The 24,835-nt window shown below is 33.8% G+C and carries 23 protein-coding genes and 2 pseudogenes; 5 read left to right on the forward strand and 20 right to left on the reverse strand.

The features are described from left to right. Window positions 1–80: 80 nt before the first annotated feature. The 3 genes from JFT89_RS09685 to JFT89_RS09695 form a co-directional block, all read right to left on the reverse strand. Window positions 81–422 carry a YolD-like family protein gene (locus JFT89_RS09685; RefSeq protein WP_201039851.1) on the reverse strand — a complete coding sequence of 114 codons (342 nt, stop codon included), beginning with the start codon at window positions 420–422 and terminating at the stop codon, window positions 81–83. Beyond that, on the reverse strand, window positions 419–1,684 hold the full coding sequence (locus tag JFT89_RS09690) for a Y-family DNA polymerase (RefSeq protein ID WP_201039852.1): 1,266 nt from the start codon (window positions 1,682–1,684) through the stop codon (window positions 419–421). The genes JFT89_RS09685 and JFT89_RS09690 overlap by 4 nt, the downstream gene beginning before the upstream one ends. 305 nt (window positions 1,685–1,989) lie before the next feature. Then, a protein-coding gene (locus tag JFT89_RS09695; RefSeq protein ID WP_374191829.1) for an IS3 family transposase occupies window positions 1,990–3,185 on the reverse strand; the annotation gives its coding sequence in 2 pieces (ribosomal slippage) (window positions 1,990–2,888 and window positions 2,888–3,185; 1,197 coding nt in all). A gap of 205 nt (window positions 3,186–3,390) precedes the next feature. Here JFT89_RS09695 and JFT89_RS09700 point away from each other — a divergent pair. Then, entirely contained in the window at window positions 3,391–3,585 is a 195-nt protein-coding gene (locus JFT89_RS09700) for a hypothetical protein (RefSeq protein ID WP_033710306.1), read from the forward strand. Window positions 3,586–3,967: 382 nt separating this feature from the next. Here the strand turns inward: JFT89_RS09700 and JFT89_RS09705 are convergent, their stop codons facing one another. After that, complete coding sequence (locus tag JFT89_RS09705) at window positions 3,968–5,221, reverse strand: RICIN domain-containing protein (RefSeq protein ID WP_201039853.1); 1,254 nt, start codon at window positions 5,219–5,221, stop codon at window positions 3,968–3,970. A 554-nt stretch (window positions 5,222–5,775) separates the two neighbouring features. Here JFT89_RS09705 and JFT89_RS09710 point away from each other — a divergent pair. Further along, window positions 5,776–6,048, forward strand: coding sequence for an HU family DNA-binding protein (locus JFT89_RS09710; RefSeq protein ID WP_201039854.1), 273 nt, complete (start codon window positions 5,776–5,778; stop codon window positions 6,046–6,048). 59 nt (window positions 6,049–6,107) lie between these two features. On the opposite strand, the gene JFT89_RS09715 is transcribed toward JFT89_RS09710, so the two are convergent. The 7 genes and pseudogenes from JFT89_RS09715 to JFT89_RS09745 form a co-directional block, all read right to left on the reverse strand. Then, a complete protein-coding gene (locus JFT89_RS09715; RefSeq protein ID WP_002139645.1) occupies window positions 6,108–6,275 on the reverse strand; it encodes a hypothetical protein in 168 nt (55 codons plus the stop codon). Between the two features lie 510 nt (window positions 6,276–6,785). Beyond that, on the reverse strand, window positions 6,786–7,631 hold the full coding sequence (locus JFT89_RS09720; RefSeq protein ID WP_201039855.1) for an AraC family transcriptional regulator: 846 nt from the start codon (window positions 7,629–7,631) through the stop codon (window positions 6,786–6,788). Between the two features lie 787 nt (window positions 7,632–8,418). Beyond that, window positions 8,419–9,258 carry an MBL fold metallo-hydrolase gene (locus tag JFT89_RS09725; RefSeq protein WP_201039856.1) on the reverse strand — a complete coding sequence of 280 codons (840 nt, stop codon included), beginning with the start codon at window positions 9,256–9,258 and terminating at the stop codon, window positions 8,419–8,421. 466 nt (window positions 9,259–9,724) lie between these two features. Further along, a complete protein-coding gene (locus JFT89_RS09730) occupies window positions 9,725–10,354 on the reverse strand; it encodes a LysE family translocator (RefSeq protein ID WP_193646225.1) in 630 nt (209 codons plus the stop codon). Window positions 10,355–11,128: 774 nt separating this feature from the next. After that, window positions 11,129–12,561, reverse strand: a pseudogene (locus tag JFT89_RS09735) (IS4 family transposase). A gap of 141 nt (window positions 12,562–12,702) precedes the next feature. Continuing rightward, window positions 12,703–13,419: a class I SAM-dependent methyltransferase gene (locus JFT89_RS09740; protein WP_201039857.1), complete on the reverse strand. Its 717-nt coding sequence runs from the start codon at window positions 13,417–13,419 to the stop codon at window positions 12,703–12,705. A 654-nt stretch (window positions 13,420–14,073) separates the two neighbouring features. After that, the gene (locus JFT89_RS09745; RefSeq protein WP_201039858.1) at window positions 14,074–15,504 is read right to left on the reverse strand and encodes an IS4-like element ISBce2 family transposase; all 1,431 of its coding nucleotides are present in this window, start codon (window positions 15,502–15,504) and stop codon (window positions 14,074–14,076) included. Between the two features lie 250 nt (window positions 15,505–15,754). Between JFT89_RS09745 and JFT89_RS09750 the strand changes: the two genes are divergently transcribed. After that, window positions 15,755–16,042, forward strand: a complete 288-nt coding sequence (locus tag JFT89_RS09750) for a hypothetical protein (RefSeq protein WP_002139651.1) — start codon at window positions 15,755–15,757, stop codon at window positions 16,040–16,042. A gap of 201 nt (window positions 16,043–16,243) precedes the next feature. Here the strand turns inward: JFT89_RS09750 and JFT89_RS09755 are convergent, their stop codons facing one another. Next, window positions 16,244–16,408 (reverse strand): aspartyl-phosphate phosphatase Spo0E family protein, encoded by a 165-nt coding sequence (locus JFT89_RS09755; RefSeq protein WP_201039859.1) that lies wholly within the window; start codon window positions 16,406–16,408, stop codon window positions 16,244–16,246. Window positions 16,409–16,975: 567 nt separating this feature from the next. Between JFT89_RS09755 and JFT89_RS09760 the strand changes: the two genes are divergently transcribed. Together JFT89_RS09760 and JFT89_RS09765 are read left to right on the forward strand one after the other, a co-directional pair. Beyond that, window positions 16,976–17,458, forward strand: a complete 483-nt coding sequence (locus JFT89_RS09760; protein WP_201039860.1) for a thioredoxin family protein — start codon at window positions 16,976–16,978, stop codon at window positions 17,456–17,458. Window positions 17,459–17,497: 39 nt separating this feature from the next. After that, window positions 17,498–18,643 (forward strand): DUF418 domain-containing protein, encoded by a 1,146-nt coding sequence (locus tag JFT89_RS09765; RefSeq protein WP_201039861.1) that lies wholly within the window; start codon window positions 17,498–17,500, stop codon window positions 18,641–18,643. A 45-nt stretch (window positions 18,644–18,688) separates the two neighbouring features. Here JFT89_RS09765 and JFT89_RS09770 read toward each other — a convergent pair whose 3' ends face one another. The 8 genes and pseudogenes from JFT89_RS09770 to JFT89_RS09810 form a co-directional block, all read right to left on the reverse strand. Continuing rightward, window positions 18,689–19,372, reverse strand: a complete 684-nt coding sequence (locus JFT89_RS09770) for a CPBP family intramembrane glutamic endopeptidase (RefSeq protein WP_201039862.1) — start codon at window positions 19,370–19,372, stop codon at window positions 18,689–18,691. Window positions 19,373–21,083: 1,711 nt separating this feature from the next. Then, the gene (locus JFT89_RS09780; protein ID WP_201039863.1) at window positions 21,084–21,257 is read right to left on the reverse strand and encodes a hypothetical protein; all 174 of its coding nucleotides are present in this window, start codon (window positions 21,255–21,257) and stop codon (window positions 21,084–21,086) included. Window positions 21,258–21,340: 83 nt separating this feature from the next. Then, complete coding sequence (locus JFT89_RS09785; RefSeq protein WP_201039864.1) at window positions 21,341–21,769, reverse strand: hypothetical protein; 429 nt, start codon at window positions 21,767–21,769, stop codon at window positions 21,341–21,343. A gap of 18 nt (window positions 21,770–21,787) precedes the next feature. Further along, a complete protein-coding gene (locus JFT89_RS09790) occupies window positions 21,788–21,982 on the reverse strand; it encodes a hypothetical protein (protein WP_242488380.1) in 195 nt (64 codons plus the stop codon). A gap of 319 nt (window positions 21,983–22,301) precedes the next feature. Further along, window positions 22,302–22,601: a DUF2325 domain-containing protein gene (locus JFT89_RS09795; protein ID WP_002169762.1), complete on the reverse strand. Its 300-nt coding sequence runs from the start codon at window positions 22,599–22,601 to the stop codon at window positions 22,302–22,304. Beyond that, window positions 22,598–22,981: a hypothetical protein gene (locus JFT89_RS09800; protein ID WP_201039865.1), complete on the reverse strand. Its 384-nt coding sequence runs from the start codon at window positions 22,979–22,981 to the stop codon at window positions 22,598–22,600. The genes JFT89_RS09795 and JFT89_RS09800 overlap by 4 nt, the downstream gene beginning before the upstream one ends. Window positions 22,982–23,147: 166 nt before the next feature. Further along, window positions 23,148–23,723, reverse strand: a complete 576-nt coding sequence (locus JFT89_RS09805) for a hypothetical protein (RefSeq protein WP_201039866.1) — start codon at window positions 23,721–23,723, stop codon at window positions 23,148–23,150. A gap of 16 nt (window positions 23,724–23,739) precedes the next feature. Next, a pseudogene (locus JFT89_RS09810) lies at window positions 23,740–24,816 on the reverse strand (NlpC/P60 family protein); the annotation flags it as partial. Window positions 24,817–24,835: the final 19 nt, after the last annotated feature.

Below are 24,835 nucleotides of genomic sequence, written 5' to 3' on the forward strand. Positions count from 1 at the left end.
GGGCATGGGGTAGTACCACATATAGTGTGAAATGGAAAAGCCGATCCCTTTAAAGATTCGGCTTTTTTATTAGAGATATTTTATTTCACATCCAATATATTAGAAAATTGTAGTGTCATCTTATTATAAAAAGCATCAGTACATATGACAGCACTATGTTGCTGGTCAATACCAACAACAGTCATGTAGCTAGAGAGTAAATAACCATCCTCATAATATGTAATTAGTATTTCTTCTTCAGATAATAAGGAGCATAGCAACATGTTCTCGATCAATTCTTTTTCTTCATCTGTTAAGATCGGCCGAGTTACTTTGTTTTTCTCCTTAATGATTTCACGTATGCCGTCAAATTGTGCTGTTAATGCTGCGAACGGAGTGAATTTCACCATTCCTCTTCCTTTTGGCATATTAGCGTTGTTCATGATTTATGGCCCCCTATTAGTGTGTTTCGGTATCTAGCTGTAGCGCTATGCGTGTAGGAAATCCCTCGTAAAATACTGTTCTTCCCAAACTTAGTGCGTATTTCATCCATTACTTTTGTTAACTTCATTTCTTGTTCTCGTTTCGTGACATTATCAAAAAGAGAAATTTGTTCTTCCCCTTCTTGAATTAGGTTTGTTAAGGATATGTTTATGCTGCGAATGGGTTCGCCAGTATATTGTTGATGTAAGAAGTATGTACAGATATGATAAATATCCATCGTTAGATTTGTTGGGCGGTTTAAAGTATGTGTTTTTCTAATACCACCTGTATAACTCTTGCTATAACCGACAGAAAAATGAACGGTTTGAGCAAGTTTGTTTTGTCTTCTAAGCCGATAGCAAACTTCTTCAATATGTTCCAGTAGAATAATCGGAAATTCTTCTATTGTGTAGTCACGCATTAGAATTTGGCTTTTCCCAATAGAAGTTGTGGCAGGAACATATTTTTCTGAAATGCGACTAAAGTCAATTCCATGGCTATGTAAGTGTAATTCTTCTCCAATCTTGCCGAAGCTCTGTTTTAAGTATTTAAGGGGATAATTGGCTAAATCTCCAATAGAGTGTATTCCCTTTCGATTTAACTTTTCTTCTGTTTTATAGGATATGCCCCAAAATTTATTAAGCGGTCGTATGCTCCATAGTTTTGCAGGTACATCCTCGTACTTCCAAAATGCAATCCCGTCTTTGTTCTTCTTAGCATCAATGTCTAAAGCAATCTTACTCATGAGTGGGTTAGGAGCAATTCCGATGGTACATTCAACTCGTGTATGATTGTATATTTCTCGTTTAAATTTCATAGCGAATTCGTATGGATCTGGGGCGAATAAATGGATGCTATCCGTAATGTCCATAAAAAATTCATCTATGCTGTATTGGTGAAAATCCTCAATAGGAACGTATTGCAAAGCTAATTTTGTTATGTAATTGGAGCATTTTATATAAGTGCTCATAATTGGATTTACCACAAGAATGTCTTTTCTACGAGGAATCTCGTATAATCTTGCCATCTTCTTTACACCCAATGCTTTTAATGGAGGGGTTGCAGCTAGCACGATTGAACCATTTCTATTCACATCACCTACTACAGCCAATTTTGTATGCATTGGGTCTAATCCCATTTTGATGCAGCTTACTGAAGCGTAAAAACTTCGTAAATCAACACATAAGATGATCCTATTCGGTAGGATTGAATAGTCATACACTGTGATTCCTCCCTAAAATATAAGAACATTTGTTCTTATTATATTCCTACTCAACCCAAATATTCAACCTATTTTACGAAAATACGTTCGTTTTTTGCTAGATTTTAATTTAAAATAGTTATATATCATATTTCTCAAAAATTTTTATAGAGAAATATGGTAAAATGAATGTGATTTGAAAGATTGCTGATATATTTGTAATTGTAAGAAGAAGTGGATGTTATTAGAATTAAGATGGTTCAAGTTGGAGAAAAGACACTCAAAGGTGGTCTTATCCCCGTCAAGTAGACAGCTTTAAAAAAAGACTAAGCAGCCATTGAGATTCGATATTCAATCGGAGCTCGATGATTGAGTCGTTTTTGGAATCGTTTGTAGTTATAATGATAGATGTATGTTTCAATTGCTTGAATCAATTCTTCTTTTGTTTGATAATAATTGAGATAAAACATTTCAGATTTAAAATGAGAAAAGAATGATTCAATACAAGCATTGTCATGGCAGTTTCCTTTGCGAGAGTGGCTGCCGATGGCACCTAGCTGTTGAAGCGTACGATGATAAGCATGAGATGTGTATTGGAATCCTTGATCCGAGTGGATGATGGTTCCATACACATCTCTTTTTTTTGTTGCTAAATCAAGTGTATCGAGAACAAGTTGTAGATCATTGCGATGTGAGAGTTTCCAGGCAACAATTTCATTATTGTAAATGTCTTGGACGACCGATAAATAGAGAAAATTATCTTTGAATGGCAAGTAAGTGATGTCTGTAACAAATACCTCATTTTGTTTGCGATTTTGGAATTGGCGTTCTACTACATTTGGGAAAATCTTTGAGGATTTCCCTTTAAAAAAGCGACGCTTTTTACGGATGATCGATTGAATTTGAAGCTCTTGCATAAGTCTACATACTTTTTTGTGATTCACTAAAAAGCCCTCTTCTTGTAAGGCAATTGTCATACGAGGATAGCCATATTCCTTGTGTTTTATGTGAATCGCTTGAATTTGTTCACGCAGTGTATCATCCTTTGAAAAACGTAATTTTCTTTGCGTACGTGTTGAACGCCATTTATAGTAGCTAGAACGATTTAACTGAGCAATGACGACAAGCCAGATTACTTTGTATCGAGAACGTAGTTCTTCAATAATCTCGTACTTCGTCGTTTGAGCAAGGACACCTCCTACAGATTTGGATACTGCTTTTTTAAGTACGCCACCTGTGCCTTGTAGTATTCCAACTCTTCTTCCATACTATCGAATTTCGTACGAGGACGACCTTTCAAGGGATTTTTGAGGCCCTTATTACCACTACTTTTTCCCCGTGAGTCTGAAATACCGCCTGTTTCTTGATATTTCCTAACCCACTCTATTAATTGTGTTCTACTTTTAAGTCCATATTTCTTCGCTATAGCTGATTGACTACCCTCACCGTTTAAAAAACTTTCTACAGCTTGTATCTTTAATTCATTTGAATAAGTTTGAAATGTAGACCCTTTTTTAGCCATAATAAAATCCCCTCCAAGTAGAAGTGTAACATCCATGTTTGTTCATGGTCTTTTTACACTGTCTACCTTAAGGGGATAATATCAAAGGAGAGTGTCTTTTCTTTGTGACATCAATACTTGTTTTTTGTATTAAGGTCGATATGGTAAAATGCTAACTATATAAACTCTTTTGAACGAATATATGAAGGGGTGCTTGGCTTTGAAAATGACAAAAGGAGACGCTATATTGCGTTTGTTGACGGAAATTAAATTAGAGCTGAAAGAAACAAAAGAAGCAATAGAAAAAGTAGAAGAGCGATTGGATAAGATAGAGAAACAAACCCTTCCTCAAAAAACGTCTAATTCTACTCCAAAAGCAGGAACAGAAAAAGATTGGAAATATCCTTCTAAAATGAAATGAGTTTGGAAGGATATTATTAAATTTAGAATATGCAGCAACAAACATATAGGGGTACGGAAACGATTCAGGGAATGAGGGGCCACTCTGGAACTTTATTCCTCTAATTGTTTCCGTACTCAGCCGACCTAAAAAGTAAAACTAAGTTCATGTTTTTTAATAATTAGTAAAATAGACAGTTATATATTCATATAAAAAACCCGTTGTATCAGTACATACACATGATACAACGGGTTTTTATGGATTTAACATTTTCTTAGTTTTGTAAAACTCATTTTATCGTCTTCATATGTAATACTTTCTAAAAACCCTAAAATAAAAAGAAGAACCCATTTTGGATTCTTCTTTTTGTGAAATTATAGGAGAAAATAAACTTCACTAGTAATCAATCAGATTCTATTGTAGTCGGTTCGAAAACAGTATTATCTTCTTGGTCTCCTATACTCTTTGTCCAAGATAGAGATTTAGTTGGTGGATAAGAAATAGATCTTGTGACTTTTTTATCAACAGCCTCCCATGAACCTGCTGTAGTACCGTCCTTACGCATTAAAATAAACTCAGTTGCAAGTGCATATTTAGCCCATGATAATTTAAAGCTATTTTGATTTGTATAACCTTGTTTATCTGTATACTGAGACATTACTGTATCCGTTGTACTTCTACTTATTTCTATTGATCTAGAAATGCTTACTCCTAAGCCTAGTGTTAGGGCTTTATATGCAAATCCAAAATCAGCTTGCAAAGATATATTTGTAGTTTGTGTCATACCTTCTTGCTGTGTTTTTGACATACCAGTTGTTTCTTGAAACTCACGATATTCACCTGGAATAAAAGTATCATGCCATAAACGTTTCCAAAATTGTTTTTTGACCAATCTATAATAGGGACTATCTTTTATTCTTTGAGATACAGGAATATAATCCGATACCATAATACAAGGTACTAGTGAAGAACCAGTGATAGCTCTTGCGGTTTCATGAGGGGCTGGATCATTTAGATTCGATAAAATTGGAAGTGCTGGTAATGGCTGCTTTGACGGTAAAGCTGGTACTACATTATTTTGAGCAATTGCTCTACGTTTAAATAGAAGAGCATTATCAGGACGATTAGGTATAAAGCTCATTTTTGCCTGTGCGCTAGTATTACCACCACATACTTCTAATGCATCCGCTTCATTTACTAATCTAAAATTAGTAGCTGATGTGCTTTCTTTCCTCCAAAGCTGGGCATAATTACTTTCCCATGGTAAACTAACTATTTCCTTTATTTGATTAGTAAATTGATATTTTTGTAACACAAGCCCATTTTGTTTATTTGCAATTGCAAATCGACCATCATCAAGTTGAAACCAAACAAATTGTTGATTTAGTCCACCGTGGTAAGGATAATTGTACATAGCGTTACCGAGCGCAGCACGTTCACAGCCAAAAAAACCCCCACCGCCACCTTCGGATGCATCCCATACTTTATTATTTGTAGACACCGGTTGATAATATGCAAACATACGACTCTCTTCTGGTAAACTTTCATTTCTTTCGTCATTTGCTAAAGAATCTTCATTAAAATTATCGGTCATAGCTTTTAAACACTCCCCTTTACCTAAATTATTTAAGATTCGTAATACATACCTACCAGTCATTTTTATTACTCTTAAATCACCGATAGCACAAATTTCACAATATTTATCCATATCGTTTATTGAGAAAAATATTCTAAAGGATTCATATATCTGAAATGGACTGCTAATATTTAAAAGTTTACTTTCAGATTTATAATTAAAAACAAAAAGAACTTGTAGAAATTACTACAAGTTCTTTTTGTGATAATGGAAATAATACAGCTAATTCGTATTAATTTGCTATTTTCATACTTTTGTAAAACTCGTTTTCACTAAATGAACATTAACAAAATTCACTTTCGAATTTTGTTTAAATCTTGAAATTGTAATTTAATCCCAGAGTGGCCCCTCATTCCCTGAATCGTTTCCGTACCCCATATACTCTGAAACACCGCTTTATATTTCTTAATATAAACATCTAAATGTTAACTGTATGCTGAGATTAGTTTCCTTGGTACTACTATCACACAGAATCGTACCTAGCTCTTGCTAGGGATTTTTCTATATATCTTATTTACATCAGAAACGTAGGTACGTTATAATAATTTCTTATTACATTCAAAGAGGTGCAAAAAATGAATAAAACCGAATTAACAAAAATGGTAGCAGAAAAAGCAGAACTTACACAAAAAGATGCAGCTGCAGCAACACAAGCTGTATTAGATGTTATAACAAATGCTCTTGAAAATGAAGAGAAAGTACAGATTATTGGTTTTGGTACATTCGAAGTGCGTGAAAGATCTGCACGTACAGGACGTAATCCACAAACAGGTGAAGAAATGCAAATCGCTGCATCTAAAGTACCTGCATTTAAAGCCGGAAAAGAATTAAAAGAAGCAGTGAAATAATTATACATAGTGAAAAAGGATCTGATATTCATATCAGGTCCTTTTTCTTTAGTGACATATTATACTTGCTTATCGTGTCTGTTTAACCAGGCTTTAGAAACTTTTCGTTCTCCAGATACTTCAATCTTAACCTCGCCATCTTCTTTGTATATCCGTTCAATGATTGGTATCGTCACCACTTGTTTTTCTTTTTGTTTTCGAAAATCATCCAAGTTGATAATAGTCATGTTGCACTCTCCTTTAATGATTTCTAAAGAAAAAGGCACCCGTATGAGTGCCCTTCCCCTAACTTGAACCACCATTTACTTTTAAGAAACATCGCTTAACATAAATTATATCATATTTGTTAAATTTTGAAAATAATAATTATTAGTGCACTATATATTTGAAATAAAGTTGCGATGCTTTGTATTTTTTTCAGTGGGATCTAGTCTCCTCTATAATTCCTCTACTTGTGACCAATCACATTTTAGGCCATTTTCTTTAGCCCAGTTCTCTATCTGTTCTTGTGTCCATCCTTTTCTTGTTCCTAGCTCCACATACTCCAGCTAAATTTGATTTTTGCTGAAAAGGAAAAATACACGCTGTAGACATCAAACAGCGTATCGGTTAGGACTAGATTTTTTTAACTTGAAGGGAATTAACTGTATATGAGGTAGCACCAACAAAACGCGAATTTCGTACGATAAGATAAGGAAATGCCAATATAAAAAGCCTTCTATTATTGGATATATAATTTATTTTGGGATAACAGGGACCCAGAGTTCGTGTCTTGGTTTATGCTTCGGACCGTAATAACATTCTATACATGGTAAATTTGCAAGTTCATACTCAGAGGTTGGGACCCACTCAGAATATAAACGCTTCCATGTATCTACTATGTTCGGAAAAACTGCCCATGTACTTGCAGGAATAATAAGCGTCTCCATATCTACTGGGGATTCCCCCTCGTATCTTACGCCCATAAAATAGGAAAACTCTTCATCTGTTATGGCGGCTTCTTTTCCGCAAACCCCCAAAAGGCTTTCAAGCGTGCATTTTGGATTTTCCCAAGACATATCTATTAGTTCTTGCATAAATCCATCTTTTTTCGCAGTGTTCCAAAGTGTAGGGATTGTTTTAAAAGCCCTACTTGTTTTTACTGGTTTACTTTTTCCTACAATTCTTAATTCAAAATCAAGGTTTTCAATTCTGTAATCCATCTCGGTATCTCCTTTAATAGAAATTTGAAAGGAAATTCTAGGAAAGGCTTTTAACTGTACCCCTCTATTACGAGCATTGGAAGGGGTTACTCCATGAATTTTTTGAAAAGCACGTGAGAAAGTATCAGAAGAAACATAACCGTATTTAATTGCCACATCGATGATCCGAATATCACTTTTTTGAATTTCAAATGCTGCGAGTGTTAATCGTCTTCGTCTAATATATTCTGATAGCGATACACCTGAAATTGAAGAGAACATTCTTGAAAAATGAAACTCAGAGCAATTAGCTGCTTTTGCAATCTCTGTGTAGTCTATTTCTTCATCCAAACTATTTTCAATGTAGTCCAACGCATTGTTCATTCTTTCTAGCCAATCCATAAGTTTACTCCCTTTCAATATTTACTTTAAAACATAATAGATAATAATTGCCGACATTTCATGCCTAAAAATGTTGGTACAAAAATACAACTTTTGATAGAATCAGGATAAACTATTTGTTCCCTTCTGATAGCTTTCTATATAACGAAGCAATAAATGGATTTAATCCACTAATTGGTCTTAAAAACCTTATAATTATTACTATTAAGGTCTACTAACCAGCACCAAATAGACCAGGTAGTTCTTAAAACGGTCGTTTATGGAACTTTATTTATTTCTACTAAATTAGAATAAAATATCGTTAAAAATCATTCCCAAAACACATTATCAAAAACAAAGTGCCATAACAAACATGAAATATTGTTTATGGCACTTCCTTAAGGGGTTCAGCCGAGATACGTGTAAAAATAGGTAAAGGCTTTGGAAGCTCTATTATTACTTCTTTAATAAATGACTTTAACGTTACAACTGTTGATGTTAATAAAGATAATGAGCAGGCTGTTAAATTTTATATGAAGAACGGTTTTTACGTTGCAAATCAATCAGGATTTGACGCTAGTGGTCGTCCATATCCTATTTTAAACCTAAGGCTTAAATAAACTCTATACTAAAAACCTCACTATTTATGATATGTGAGGTTTTTCTTACTGTTTCTGAGGTTATTTTAGATGTTTATTAAACTCATTGTTAAGCTGCAGTAAATATCTTAGATTAACAGATGGTTTAGTTGATCATAAATCTAATAACTTTCTAAACCCTTCTGCATCTAGGGACCTATATAATTGATCTAGAAATACTCTAGTTGTAAACCCACTCCCACTTCCCCTATATCAGCAACTGAGGATAGAGCTATCTTAGAATGTAAATCTGTACAATGAGAAGCGTGAAGCTTATTGGGTCTAATTTCTTTTATATACTTTACAGTGTTCTCTAATTGAAAATTTGATGGATTCAATAAGTGAAATCCTCCTATGATATCTACTATTCTTTCTTCCTCACATACTTCTTTAGCATATTCAATAATGTTACATATTCCCGAATGAGCACATCCTACCATAATAACTAGCCCTTCAGATGATTTATATACTAATGCAGTATCATCAGAAACATAATCGTCAAATTCTTCTTTTGTAGTGGTAACTTTCCCCATAACTTCTTTACCTTCAAAATCAAATTTTCTTTTAACTTCACCTAAAAACACTAATTTATCAGTCAGCCAAAATGGTTGTTTAGATAAGCGAATAGGGAAATGTCTGCTTAATTTATTGTAAGATAAGATACTTCCTATCTCACCTACTGGATCCAGTAATTTGCTTTCAAAAACTAAAGGATGACCAATGATTGTAGGCGTATTATGTATTATGTGCTCACCTTTTGCTTCCATATGCAACCTAATTAAATGCGTGAGTCCCCATGTATGATCGACATGTCCGTGTGATAAAGCAACCCAATCTAAGTCCCTTAGATCAATTCTCATCTTCTCTGCATTTTTTATAAAAGCATCAGAGTATCCAGTATCAAATAAAATCCGTTTATTATCATCTTCAATAAAAAAAGAAAGTGCGGGTTCTCCAAAGAAGTAGCGATCAATGAATGTATTATTATCTACAAGTATTGTTAATTTCATAAAATATCCCCTTTTTTTCTATTTTCATCTATTCACCGCTTATTATACCACAAATTTTTTCTTACTAGTCTTGGGATTGGCCTGCTTGTTATGTCGTAGGTAAAGGAATTTATTTGACCAAGCGGAGGAACTCACTTCGCCTGCCACCGCCGAATCCACGTTAGATGTTCAGTTTAAAAAATGTTTTAGACTTTATTTAGTTGGTATAACTAGATTTCCCTATTCTTGTTTTCTAAATGTAATACAGAAAAGATTTAGCCTTGTCATTAGAGGGTACGAAGATACACGACAATTGATTAAAATAAAGTATTAGACTGGATCATGAACTATGAAATAAATTTTTAGATAAACCAAAATAACAAGCAAAAAGTCCCTTCAAATTTTGAAGGGACTTTTTAGTATATAGAGATTAGCTTAAACCCAAGATAACATCTCTTGAAAGGGGGCATTTTTATATTATTCAGGTTTATTGAGGAGCTTTCGTTTGAAGCAACTTTAACCCCATACCAATAAAGATCATTCCTGTTACCTTATTTAGAATCATTCCTACCTTTTGGTTTCCTCTTAATTTTTTTGTGACATATGAAGAGAAATAAGCAACAAATAAACACCACAATAGTCCAGTTACTGTAAAAGTAAGTCCTAAAATGATAAAAGGCATAGGACCTGAAGCCTTTGTATCTATAAATTGCGGAAGAAATGCAATAAAGAATAAAGAGACTTTTGGATTCGTAAGACTTGTTAAAAGTCCTTGTAAATAGATCTTTTTAATGTTCAATTTATTGGATGAGGCTTGGAAAGCTACATTTGTCTTATCAAGTATCATTTTAATCCCTAAATATACAAGATAGATAACACCTATAACCTTAATGATGTTAAATAACACAATGGATTTTGTAAGTATAATAGATAAACCAAAAGCAACCAATAACGTATGAACTAAAGAACCAGTAATAATACCAAAAACAGAATACACACCTGCTTTTCTACCTTGTGAAATACTTCTCCCCACAATATACATGGTGTCTGCGCCAGGAATTAGATTTAATAAAATCCCTGTTAGTAAAAACACTTCATAATTAATAATACCGTACATTCTAGCACCTCTATCTATTTTTTTGGTGCCCTTATTGATATTAAAGTAAATAAAAGAAGAAGAAAAGTATTTTCTTTTTCTTCAAGAAAATCAGTGGCTTTTTGATTTACAACTAATAACACTGATTATGTGAATAGAAAATTCCTTCAGTACTTCTGAAGGGACTTTTAAATGTTTTGCGAGACTTTTTATGTTAGCGAAAAGTACTTTCATGTACAGAAAACACCTTTTCAGTCTACAACTATTTTTTAACAGTCTAATACTTTTTTCTATAGTCTAAAACATTTTTTTAATAAGACATTTGATCAAACTTTATTCATTCTCTACAATTGTAGAGAATGAATCCGAATATTTATTGGATTCATTTTTATTTTTTGGATATGACCAGATAATGGAAATACAAAACGTAACAAAAACGACCGTTTTTGTTACGTTTTGTATTTAAAAATATGAAGTATCCTAACCATTGAACTATCTGTAACAAAATACTGTATCAAAAATAATTTGTAGCATTACTAGTAAAACACCTTTTTGTTACACCGAAATCTAATAATGGAAATAAAATACAGCTCATGACCCATTTTTACACGTATCTCGGCTGAACCCCCTTAACGTACGAAATTCGCGTTTTGATGGCGAGACCCCATGCCCATCAAGCTAAGGTTGAGTATTCCATGAACTTCCGTTCTTGATGCCCACATGCTTGATATTTTGTTTATTTGTTTTTAAAAATACGCATTCCAAATAAACCTTGATTAGGTGTATTTTTAAAGATTATGCAGTTTTCCGCTTTAGATTGGATACAGTGCACTGATAAACAATGCCTAAAATATCAAAGACTGTCTTTTTCTCATATCGATGGGATTTCCGTCCGTTTTTCTGTAAGAGGTCAAACAAACGAAGGAAAACTTTTGATACTTCTTGGGTGTCTTGTTGGATGGCTTCATATACTAAGTACAGATGATCTTGAATCATATAAATTGCTTTATATTCACTTAATTCTTTTTGTTTTTTTTGTAGTAACAACTGTCTCATTTTGAACATAGTAGAAGAACAAAGAAAAATAGCGATTAACTGTCCATAAAGATGACATTCTAGACACTCTCGCTTAATATTGTGACAATGATTGATACCAAAAAGAGACTTCCATGTTTTAAATACAATTTCTATTTGCCAACGTAGTGAGTAGATATCATGGACCTGTTCCATCGGAACAATTTCCCATGGTATGTTGGTAATATAAACGTTGATTTCTGTTAATCGTTTACTTTTTCAGAGTATGTAACTCCTTTTTTCTTTTCAACATAAGATTGCTGTTTCCTACGTTTATGAGTTTGAGTTGATGTAAGTCTGTATATTACAACTCGTGAGGGTAATTTTTGTTGTCCAACATAGGCATTCCGAATTTCATAAGTATCTCCTGGTTTTATCTGATGCATGATATCTTCAAGGTCAAGTAAAACATATAAAGATTGCTTTTTAACTGTCCCATCCCGAAAGAATTCTGGCGATTCATTTTTTACATATACTCTATTATTTAATTTCAACCGTGAAACATAGAATACCCCTCGTTGATCCATCTGGTCTAAATCTTTTAGAGAAAAGTATCCTAAATCTCCAATACATAAATCTCCTGGGCATAAGGTATCTAAACACTCTGTACCAAAGGTTTTATCATTATTTTTGCCTGGTTCCATTTGAAAATTGAGGAATTTCCCACTATGTAAATCATACTCTAGTTGAATCTTAATACCGGCTGTTTGTGCACATCCTCCTGAACCAGGATAAATAGGAGCTAAATGATTGGGTACTTGAAAAATAGTAGCATCTAAAATACGTATACGTTGAAAATAAGAAGTATATTGGTTTTGGATTTGAGACGAATCATTTAGTTGGCTTTTGACTAAAAGAGAGAATATACGCTGTAGAAATAAAACAGCGCATCGGTTAAAACGTTGATTAAGTCCTTCCGGACTCATTAGTGTAGCTGTATTTACATAAAGCTGACTACATAATCGAGTGAGAGAATCGCTTGCTACATGTCAACTGATCCAAATACATAAAGCAGCCATATCTCGTGCGCCATACTTACTTTTACGTTTTACAAAACCTGTCTCCTGTGCGAGTTGTTGGAGAATATGTGGAGATAGATATCGCTGTAGTTCTTCAGCGAATAAATGGAACTCATCTTGAATCGATAGATTCATACAAAAACGCCATCCTTTCTGTATATTTCTACAAAAAGAATAGCGTTTTTCTTATTATTTAGATACAAGTTTATCTCAATTTGATAGCGATGAGATGATACCCTTATTAGTATTTAATGTATCTAGAAAACATAATTCTTTTTACCATTCAGTAAGCTTTTTCATAAATAAAGCTGTCCACAGTCCAGAAACACCAAATACTTTATTCGATTGTTTTATCTCTTTCATTCTACGTATTTCTACTTCAGAAAAATCTCTAAAGATGACTCTAAGTTTTGCATCTGTAAAACCTAATCCACCTTTAAGACTTTGTAGTTTGTATACTTCCCAATCCGTTATATCTGCCCCACCCAATTCTCCGCCTTGAACAAAACAAGTGATTGCAAAATAACCACCTGGTTTTAAAGCCTTTTTTACCAAATTTATATAATTCATTCTTCTGTGTGGAGCAATATGATGAAAGCATCCTGAATCATACACAATATCGTATGTACCTTCTTCAATTTGTAAGTCAAAGATATTGTTATAAATAAAATTCACATGTACATTTTTTTCTTTTGCCCGTTCGGTTGCCCATTGAATTGATTCCTGCGATAAGTCTACCGCATCAACTAAGCATCCTTTTTCAGCAAAGTAAATTGCATTTCTGCCTGGACCGCATCCAAGTTCAAGAACTTTCCCTGGATTAAGTAATTTTTTATCGAAATAATTAACTAGGTTCTCATCTGGTTTATTAGTAAAAAAGGGAACTCCTTTTTCACGATTTGAATAAAAATTATCCCAAAATTGAGTTGGTTCACGCAATAATGAATCTAACATATCCAATAAATCTTCATAACTACTAATTGTTTCTTTCACAATAACCCCTTCTTTCCAATTAAATCTTACATTCTAATTGTACTAACAATTAGAATGATTCGTGTTTCATAGGGGTTAACAACACTTTAAATTCAAATAAGTTTGAATCCTCTACATATGCCTATTTATGTTAATTTAACGCGCATAAAGATACCTAATTTTCCTTTTATATTACTTTAAAAGTATTTACCTTACTCTTTCTGAAAACCCAACTAAACAATTGGAAATACCCTTAGAATTAGAATTCTATTTCGATTTTACAGAATTATCTTTACAATTGTTGCAATAATATTACAAATGGAGTAGCTATACATTCTCATTAAATAAAGATGTTTCTTTGGTAATTTACATAAATTTCATTATCAGTAGTAAGAAAATGAGCACATCCCTTATTGAAATATCACCAATTTGTACCAAGCTAATACTTTGAAGTCTTCAAAAATAAAATTTAGCTTATTACATTTAGCTCATTTTTTCGTTTTGGGGGTAACTTGTTTTCTTAGCTTGATGGGCATGTGGCGAGACCCCACATCCATCAACTTAAGGTATATTTTTATACAAAATACGGTCTTTCCACGTAGTTTTTTATTATCTTTTATAGATGTTATAAAAGTAGGCACATCAAATAAACCCTGACGGGTTTCAAATTTTTCGCTATGCTACCTGATGGGTAGAAGTGGTATACTCATACACAACACCTAAAATATCAAAGACTGTTTTTTTCTCATATCTGTGAGATTTTCGTCCGTTTCGCTGTAGGAGGTTAAACAGACGAAGGAGAATCTTTGATAATTCTTGGGTGTTTTTATGTAGTGCTTGATGAAAAAGTAAGAAATAATCTTTAATTATGTACATCGCTTTATATTCACTTAGTTCTTTCTGTTTTTTACGTAACAGGAGTTCTCTCATTTTAAACATAGTAGAAGAACATAATAGGATACTAATGAGTTGTCCATAAAGGTGGCATTCTAATCGCTCTTGTTTAATAGATTTACAACGATGAATTCGAAACCAAGATTTCCATATTTTAAATAACAGCTCAATTTGCCAACGCAGTGAATATAAATCATAGATTTTCTCTTTCGGTACCCATTCCGTAGGAATGTTTGTCATATATACCGTAATTCCTTGTAAAAGTTTCGTACGCTCTGTATATGTAATCCCTTTTTTCTTTTCGCGAATAGCTCGATCATGTAGACGTTTCTGTTTTTGCTCCTCTGTACATCTATAAACCACAATGCGAGTGGGTAGTTTGTCTTTGCTCCCTACATATACATCATGTAATTCATACACTTGGCCAGGTTGTAATTGGTTCATGATGTCTTCCAAATGAATTTGTATATATACCGGTCTCAATTGAGCAGGTTTTGTTTTAAATACCACTGTTTCGAATTCTTTTCTATATATTTTAGTTGGTAATTTAAGACGAGATAAATAATACCCTTCCTTATCTTGGATCGATTTAAAGTCTTGTAAACGAAAATACCCTAAGTCACGAATATATAGTTCATTCTTTTGTGTCATGTCCATTCGAGTCGCCCCATATGCCTGATCACTTCGTTTTCCTGGTTCAATTTTCACATCAGAAAACTCTCCACTCAACAAGTCATACTCTAATTGAATTTTCACACCAGCTGTATGACTACAGCCTCCGGCACCAGGATAAGTAGCTGCGAATCGATCTGGAACTTGAAAGGTTGTAGAATCAAGGATGCGAATCCGCTCAAAGTAAGCAGAAAGAGAATGAGAAATTGTAGATGATCCTCCAATTTTAGCTTGTAGAAGTGTAGTAAATACATTTCGAAAGAAGGCTACAGAAGCCGAGTTAAATCGTCGATTAAGTCCCTCAGGACTTAATAAAACTCCTGTTGAAGTTTCTAATTGACTACAAAGTTGAGTAAGAGAGGTTGTAGCGATTTGTTGATTTAACCATACACACAAAGATAAAAAATGGTGCCCATGGCACTTACGTTTTCGTTTCATTCCACCTGCTTCTATAGCTAATTGATTAAGTGTAGCGGGAGACATATATCGATATAACTCTTCGGCAAATAAAGACAGCTCTTGTTTTTGATGCATATTCATAAAAAGCACGTCACCCTTTCTCATTAACATAAGAAAATAGTAACGTGCTTTTAAGTTTAAGAATAGTCTAAATCCTTAAGTTGATGGATGTGTGGCGAGACCCCTATATCGTGTATAATTAGACAGTACCCCCTATCTTAATTTTACTATCTTATTTCAAAAGGGTATCTACACAGAAAAAAGCTATTTTATTATAAAGGGGACGGAATGCAGATTTTCACTAAAGAATGGGTGAATTAAGATGAGTCAAATGGAAAGAGATTTACAAAAGAAGAGGAAACAAGAAAAGCTGGATATGATTTATAATCATGCAGTGCAGGGAGAAGGCTATTTCCAGAGCCCGTCTTATTACTGGAAAGGCATTGTGGTACAGCATTTCAATCGGATACAACGCAAAGAGATGACTGTTGAACAACTTGTCAATTTTCTTGAAAAAGAGGGAATCAAGTTCTCACAACCTAAAGCGTTGATTCAGTATCCAGTTGTAGAATGTTTGAAATATATTGCAAAAGTAAGCAAAGAAAATTTAGAGCTATGAAAAATATCTAATACCATTACTTTAATAAGGAGTAGAGTCACATACCCATCAACTTAAAAATATTAACTACCCTCAAGAGTAAAAAATACACTATTCTTTCCTATGATTCTACAGAAAGAATAGCGTATTTTTTTATTTTAGGGGGCATTTCTATTTATTAGCTTTAAGCGATGTGGTGCTTTCCCTATGTAAACTGTAACTTCATTCACCTTTATTAATATAATTATATATACATTCATTAATTAATATATCGATGTCTTGACTTAAATACAAAACTTGCTTATGGGTAAACCCATACTTCTCTACAAGTTTAATTAGTTCTTGTTTCTTTGATTCAATTAGTTTTTGTAAATCTCTCATCTCCATATCTTTAAAAGCTCCTTTAATACTATTTAGCAGTTAAATTATAGTATATATATAAAAATAAGGGAACTGTTAATTTTTGTAATAGAGATTTAAGGCGGAATTATATATAAGAATCTATATATGCAGAATTGCATTTTAAATCTTCTATATTGATGTTATACTAAGATTAATCGAGAAGCATCTGATTAATTATGATTAATCACTACATTTTCTTAAATAGCATGTCAACGTATAAAAAGACACTTTAAGTAGTGTCTTTTTATACGTTTTGGCCCCTAATACTAGGGTAGAACTAACACATAGTTATAAACTGTATAGAATCCCCTATTGTATGTTGTTTGCTTTTTTTATTATTATTCTGGTACGTGAAATTATAATGATTTTGTTTGTTTTTTTGTCACTTGTAAAAATTAATATAGCATTCTATATAGATTATATGGTAATATATAAGTAGAAAATTTGTTACCATTGTTTATACTCTATTGTACGTAGCGTGAAGGACAAACCTTACGCCCAGTTAACTCGGGCGAGGTTTGTCCTTTTTTTTATTTTAAGGAGGAATTTACTATGAAAAAAATGTATAAAATCGGAGCAGTTGTAACCACCCTATTCGTTGTTTGTATCACGATCTTCACTTTAACAAAAAATGAATCCGTCAAAACAGAAACTGTAACACCAGAAAAAGCAATTGTATCTGCTGCAGATGCAGAAAGAGCACCAAAAAATATAAAAGATATTTCAAAAAAAGAATTAAAGCAAAAAATAGAATCCCATGAAGAGTTTATTGCCTATTACTATCAACCAACCTGTCATTATTGCAAAAAAGCTGCACCGGATATCAATAGTATGTCAAAAAATCATGATAGAACCATCTATCGTATTGATATTTCTACACCAGAAAATCAAAGTGCATTTCAAGAGTTCGACATTCCTGGTACTCCAGTTGTTATAGCCTATAACAGAGGAGAAGAGGTTGAACGCCTTGAAGGAGCAGTGTCAGCTGCTACATATGATGGATTCTTTGCGAGACGTAATTCGAGCGCTAGTTAATATAGTGCTCGTTTTTCTTTGTAAGAAAGGAGAATTTACATGCAACAAAACGCCCGTATTTATTCTTTAGACATAATAAGGGGTATGGCCATACTATGTATCCTATTTGCTAATCTACCTACTATGACGGGACTAGATTCCTTTAATCAAGCAGGTTACTCCGGTATAGATAAAGTAGTTCGTTTTCTAGTAGATTTACTAATATCATCAAAGTTTTATACCATTTTTGCATTCTTATTCGGCGTGGGATTTTATATCTTTATGAGGAATACAGAAAAAAAAGGGTATCCCATATATAAACTATTTAGTCGTAGGTTATGTATTCTATTACTATTTGGTGTAATTCACTTTATCTTTCTGTGGTATGGAGATATTTTACATGCATATGCTATAGCAGGTTTTGTTCTATTGTTCTTTTATAAGCGGTCTACTAAGCTTATTTTTATAACAGGTTTTAGTTTTTTACTAGTTAGTTATACTCTACATGTTATTTTATTTTTACATGCAAGCCCTTCTATTCCTGAAGAGATACCAAAATACTATCAATATATGTTTACAGGCAACACTACTAATCACACAGCGAATCTATTTTTAAATTATTTACATCAAGTAAAAGCTCGTTTGTTCTTTCTTATGACACAGGAATTTCAGCAACTTCTAATAGGGATCCCGGAATATATTGGGTTATTTTTAATAGGTTTATGGGCTGGAAAGAAGAATATTTTTAGACGCGTATCGGAACTCAGAGGGAAAATTCAAATTTTACAGTGGAGTTCGCTATTCCTATCATGTCTGCTCTCCCTCCCTATCATCTATTATTTTATAGAAACAGATATCTATTACTCTAGCCATATCCAGTTATGGATTCTATTCGGAGGAAAATCCCTCGCTATATTCTACATATGTTTTCTTCTTTTAATATGCGAGAATGAAAAATATGTAGGGTGGCTACAACCTTTTATGTCTGTTGGTAACTTTGCCTTAACTAACTATATTAGCCAAAGTATACTCACGCTAGTGATTCTCTCAGCGTGCTTCCAGGACATTTCACAAGTAACATATTGGCAACTATGTATCTTTGGGATTCTTATTTGTATCGTACAATGTATATGCAGTACACTATGGAGTAAGTATTTCCGATATGGACCTATCGAATGGCTATGGAGAAAATGGATTTATAAATAAAAAGACATGCTGTTTTATCCAGCATGTCTTTTTATTTACTCACATTTAGATTATTTGTAACAACAGTACAATGAAGTTCATCACTGCATGGACAATATAAGAAACTAATAATTGATTTGAACGCTTATATACGAAGGCTAATACAACCCCAATACAGAAATACCCAAAGATAAATGGAAAATCAAAATGCATAATTGCAAAGAACAATGCACTGATTACGATACTCCCTGTTTCTTTAAACTTCTTCATTAAAATATTCATGGTTGCATATCGAAATACCAGTTCCTCTACTAATGGGGCAAGAATTACAATGGATACAATCGCAATTGGTGATATCACTGCAGCTGCGACTGTACTAGATGTATTTTCTGATTGCGTAGATAACTGGAATAAACTTTTATCTAAAAAGCTACCAATCATCTGTGCAAGAAAAACGAATACGATTCCAGCAAGAATCCACCCCCATGTGGCTTTCGATAATTTGATTGATAGCCTAGGTTCTTTAATCCGTTCTTTCTTATATACAAGAAATATGATTCCTAGTGTAAGCAGAAACCCTATTAACTCCCAATGTACAAGGATCTCTTGAATCGCTTGTTGCTGATTCCCCTGAATATCATACCAACCTGTCTTAGCCAGTAATTGTACTCCTATAATTCCGACAAATTGAGTCATAACAAAATAAATAAGAATGACATAACCTGATTTGTATATATTACTATTATTCATATTCTTGGATTCATCCTTTACCTTTTTCTCTAGTTGCGATAGGTAAGACTTTGAAGTTATCTCCATCTTTTCCCACGCTTAGCACTGTACGTGCGACTTTCATCGCATACAGCGCCCCATCTTATCCTTTTATATTAAAGCAACTAGATTACAAACAATGTTGTACTCACCAATGTATTCATTCCCTTTTCTTACGAAAAGTCACATCATCTTACTCGATCCTGTGAGTTACATCCAGTTGATTTAGTTTTCAAAGAACAAGACTAGGGACTATCCCTCCACATTCGTTACATGCTTCGTCGGTAATGTGTCCCCACCTTCACAAGAATAAAGCAATTTCGGTTCGTTAGAACCTTATATGCACCTGTCTGCTAGTAGGCGTTTATGACAGTTTCTTGCTTACCACGTTCCGATTGACTTAGCTATACATATATCCTTAGGTGCTTACTTTAAGCCTGTTATCTTTACATCCTCATCGTTAGATGTTCCGAATTTCATACTATTTACTCTTACTTTTCGGTAGATAACGTCGTCATTAACGACATACACATTTCTAATGTATTAAACGTTTAGACCCGTACATTCGCAAGTTCGCCAGTCTATTTAGACATTCTCACCATAGATATTTTGTAGCATCCCGACCTATCCATCACCATATGATTTCTCACTTAGGTTTTGTTCAGCCGACTTCACCTAGCTTCATACAATTTGCGTCTACTATCACGCCTTGCATGTAGGAGTATCAGATAAGTAGTTTCAGCTCAACCTGACGGCTTTCATTCCTACTTTCAGTCAATCCGTTGTTGTCATCAAATTGATAACCCTCCTATTTCGTGTTTGCACACTTATAAGGAAACGTGTCGCACAAATAGCGTTTTTGTTAAAACTATTTTCACTTTTTTACTGAACAAGCATATGTTATTGTATGGGATGCCACTCATAAGCTTAATTATCTAAGAGCATGCTTATATGTGTGCTCTTTTTTATTTACTATGAAATAACGTGTTTTTAAAAATTATCACCTTTGTTTGGTGATATTTATATATATAATGCATATACTTTTACTAACCAGTTACCTCTTTAATATATACTTAGTGCCATTCCTTTTTATCAAGACAGCAAACCCCTCCGTTTGTTGTCTTTTCATTCAAATAACGATTTTATTAAAAACTTGTCACCTTTTAACTGGACAAGCATATGTTATTGTATGGAGACTCTCCGCTCATAGAAATCTACCTTTCTTGTCGAAGAGCATACTTATATGTGTGCTCTTTTTCGCTTGTTATGAAATAAAGATTTCGTTCATTTTTTGATACATTTATGAAACATTCATGTGTTATCTTCAGTAGGTCCTTTTAAAAACAGAAAGATTTATTATGTAAAAGACCCTAGTCCCCTCTAGGGTTTTTTACGTTCAAATAAGGATTTTATTAAAAAACTGCACATACATTAAAATCATACATACATTAATCATGGTAAGCTTTTCGATAGGAGTCTTGGTCATAGAGCGCCTTAAAAAGCGCTCTTTATTTTTATAGTGACAGGCTCAATAACTCCAAGTAACGAATACAATATAAAAAATTCACTCATGAAAATCTGATTACGATTTTTTGAATTTTTTATATCTCATGAGACATTCACCTATCTTACTAAGAGTGCATATAAAAATGCGCTCTTTTTATTTGTTGTTAAATAAGAATTTTGTTATAAATTACAAACGACCATGTTTTGTTAAAAATTTTGCTAATTCATCCAAATATTCATTAGCAAAATCTGATGGTTCTTCATTAATATGACTAAGGATTGAAGCCAAGTTGTGATATGCAGTTTCCGCTTCATCCAACTGCCCTTCTAAATAACCTTTTTTGTACTCATTACTTTCCATCCTTCATTCCACCTTTACTGTTATTACAGTGTTTTGGATCTAATAAATTTTGGCCAACTTTTTTCTCCCAAATAACTATTTTGTTAAAGTTCGATAGGTTCATTTAATTTAACTGGACCCGTATGACATATAACTTCTAAACATTCTCCTAACGAATTAATAACGGCGTTTATTACGTATTTGATTTCCGATTCACAATTAGTGCATTCCGTTTCGCCTGAGTTACTTGAAAACTCATGTGTATCTTGATCAGCAAAACCGCAATATGGACATTCAACACCACCTTCATTTCTAACATCCGCATTAGGACTGTAGTTGATTTTAATTTCATCAACTGCTATATATTCACCGTACGCGCTGCAAGGCTTGTACAATTTACCCTCTATTTTTAAGATATTCTCGAAAAAATCGTTCTCCGTTGGTTTCATTTCTTTTAAAACTTCCATACTGCTATACTCTTTATCCCAAGCTCCAATTCCGTTTCTTTCGTATTTAACTATTTTTGTATACATATAAATTCCCCTTTTCGATTAATTTTTGTAAGGTTTCCAATCCCAACTGTCCAAATTGCATGTTTCCTTACCGTATACCTTACGACCACGACCTTGCTCGACTTCAGTTATTTCGTACCATTTGCCAGTATCATCATCTTTAACAACACCTTTACTTGGCTTGTAAGAGAATGAAAACACCCTTTTGCCATCTACATAAAATGGATACATCATAGTCCCCCTTTCCGACCAAATAACGCTTTTATATGAAAATCGTACACAGTTTTGACACATCAGCCACCGCAATTACTTGAAAATTCGTGATAATATTAATTCGTCGAATCCGCCATATTTCGACATTGTACGACAACAATATCTCTCCTAAAAAGTCCCTGTCCCCGCAGGGATTTTCTCTTTTATTCATTACTTTTTGTTATACTGAATCCCCATCCTGAATGAAATTCAAATTATATATTATTAAAACCTACCAAAATATAATCTGCATATAAAAATTTTATGATTTATAAACCGAAATATTCTTTTCCTACTAATCTCACGCTGCCTGCAGGTGTTTTAAACCTATTTCTAACGCACCCGTTCCACCAAACCCTTGATTAAATAGAAGCGGGACATCATACTTCTTTGCGTATTCCTTTGCTACATCAATAGATACATGGCCACATGCACCTTTCTGCACAACAATGACATCACATTTTTTAATGACACTACGAAAAGTCTTCTTTACGCCACCATGATTCTTTCCGTCATGAAAAATCACCTGACAATCTCTTTTTTTCGCTAGTTTTTCTAACGTCCTACCATTTGATCCACCTAATACTAGAATTGTATTCATTCCCACTCACTCTCCTTATTTTTCTTTTTTGTGTATGTACTTGGCGATGTTAGCAGTACAAGGGTACAAACTACAATATTCATTAACACTACGGCTACTACAATTAATATGGCAAAGACCGGCAACAACAGCATAAAAATAAAAGCACTTACGACCAAGCATACAAAGATGAACCCATTACTCATGTCTTCATAACCGTCTAATCCTCGCACTATATTTAAACTATGCATCCAAGCCGTGATACTGTCCCAATGTTCTACTAATAGATATCCTCCACCCAAAAACAAAGCCCATCCGAATAATGTCCCTAAAAATCCTGATCCCCTTCCAGAAGAATATCCCGCAAAAAAGTTTGCTGCTGTTCCAAATAACATTCTCATTTTTTCTTTCCTCCATATCTATTTCAAATCAGTTATATATATAGATTTCATTTAGCTATGGTTTTATTATATCAGAAAATTATGAATATTCAATAAATAATTTTAGGGTACTCTTTATTTTTTTAGAAAGGGTTGTGTTTTTTCTTCCACAACCCTCATTTTCCACTTAATCCACTGGTACTTCTTCTTGCCCGTGCGGAATTTGTTCAATTGGTGTTACAATTTGTGCATATTGATTGACTTGCACTTTAAATTGACGTGGTTCAAGGAAATTCACTTGTTGAATTTGAACTTCAATGTGGTACGTATCTACTTTTTTTCCGCGTTCTATTTTTGTAATACGAGCATTATAGAATTTATCTCCATGCAGGAAATATCGTTGTACAGCTTCTGTAGCAAGCATGCGCTCATTACTTGTCATTTTCATTGGCTCAATACCAAATCCAGCCTTTGTAAACAAATATGGCACATCATAACTGCTGGAAGATATTTTTCGTAGTAAGTCTTCTACTGTTTTTGTTTTCGCGATATATTCCTCTTCTTTTGTATCAAATCCCTTTGGCTTATCTCCAAGCATCTCTATTTCATCTTGATTTACTTGTTCTTCCTCTTGTACTTGTGATTTCATCATGTAACGATGAATGGTATTATAGGTAGCTACACCTAGTACTAAAATTATGACCCCCAATACCACCAAGTACTTACGAGGCATATTGGACAAAATATTGATTACTTTCTTCATCTTCTCTCATCCCTTATCAGTCTATAACATTACGAATTTGAGTCATATGTTGTCCTCTTGCCGTATAGTTTAGACCTGTAATTTGTACACCCTTATCATCACCAATATGAATCATTTTCTGGTTCCCCATATAAATTGCAACGTGTCCTGGGTTTTCATAGAAGATGAGGTCTCCTGGTTGTGCATGATTAATGTCTGGTACTTGTTTACCTTGTCCAACTTGAGCACCTGTCCACTCTCCAAGTTGCACACCTATACTTGTTCTAAAGACATACTGCGTAAATCCTGAGCAATCTGAAGTGCCGCCTGGTGGATTACGATTCCCTAATACATATCTAACTTTTCCTTGCCCAAGCCATTTTTTCGCTTCTGCTAGTACCTTTTGTCTTTTGTCATTCGTCATAACAGGAGAACCGCCTGATGATAATCCTGGATCATCATTTTTCTTAAAGAATTTCATCGGATCTGTTGGTTGGTCATTAATACGAATTTGGAAGTCTAAATGGACAGCGTATCCATTCATATTAAGTAAACCAGTATCTTTATTATAGTTAGAACCGCCCATCTCCCCAATGATTTGTCCTTTTGTTACCATGGTTCCTGGTGCAACTGATATTTTACTCAAGTGTAAGTAGCGAGATACAATGCCATTGCCATGGTCTACATAAACACCTAAACCACCACCATTTACATTTCCTGTTTGGTTCGTTACAATACCAACTTCCATCGACCACACAGGGTCTCCAGCTTTTCCGGCGGTCATGGCCCCAATATCTACAGCGTTATGTTGTTTTCCACCACGAACCGCATCAAACGTATCTGTAATACGACCTGATTTCGTTGGCCATTTCCAACCTTTATCAGAAATCCATTCGCCTGATACATCCGCCACACAACCTAAATCTTTGTAATATTTCAAAACTTTGGAAACATATGTGAAATCCCCGTAGCACGCATTAACCTTTGTCCTGAAGTTATTCGGATCCTTACAACCATCTGGATTTAAATGATTTTTACTTCTTGAGAACTCAATAGCTGTTTCTTCTGAATAGCCACCCTTTGCTAAAGCGTAACTAATAAAACCTTCGCCAAATAGTGATAGGTAAGGTTTT

This window comes from Bacillus sp. TH25 (genome assembly GCF_016650935.1).
Classification (GTDB): Bacteria; Bacillota; Bacilli; order Bacillales; family Bacillaceae_G; genus Bacillus_A; species Bacillus_A mycoides.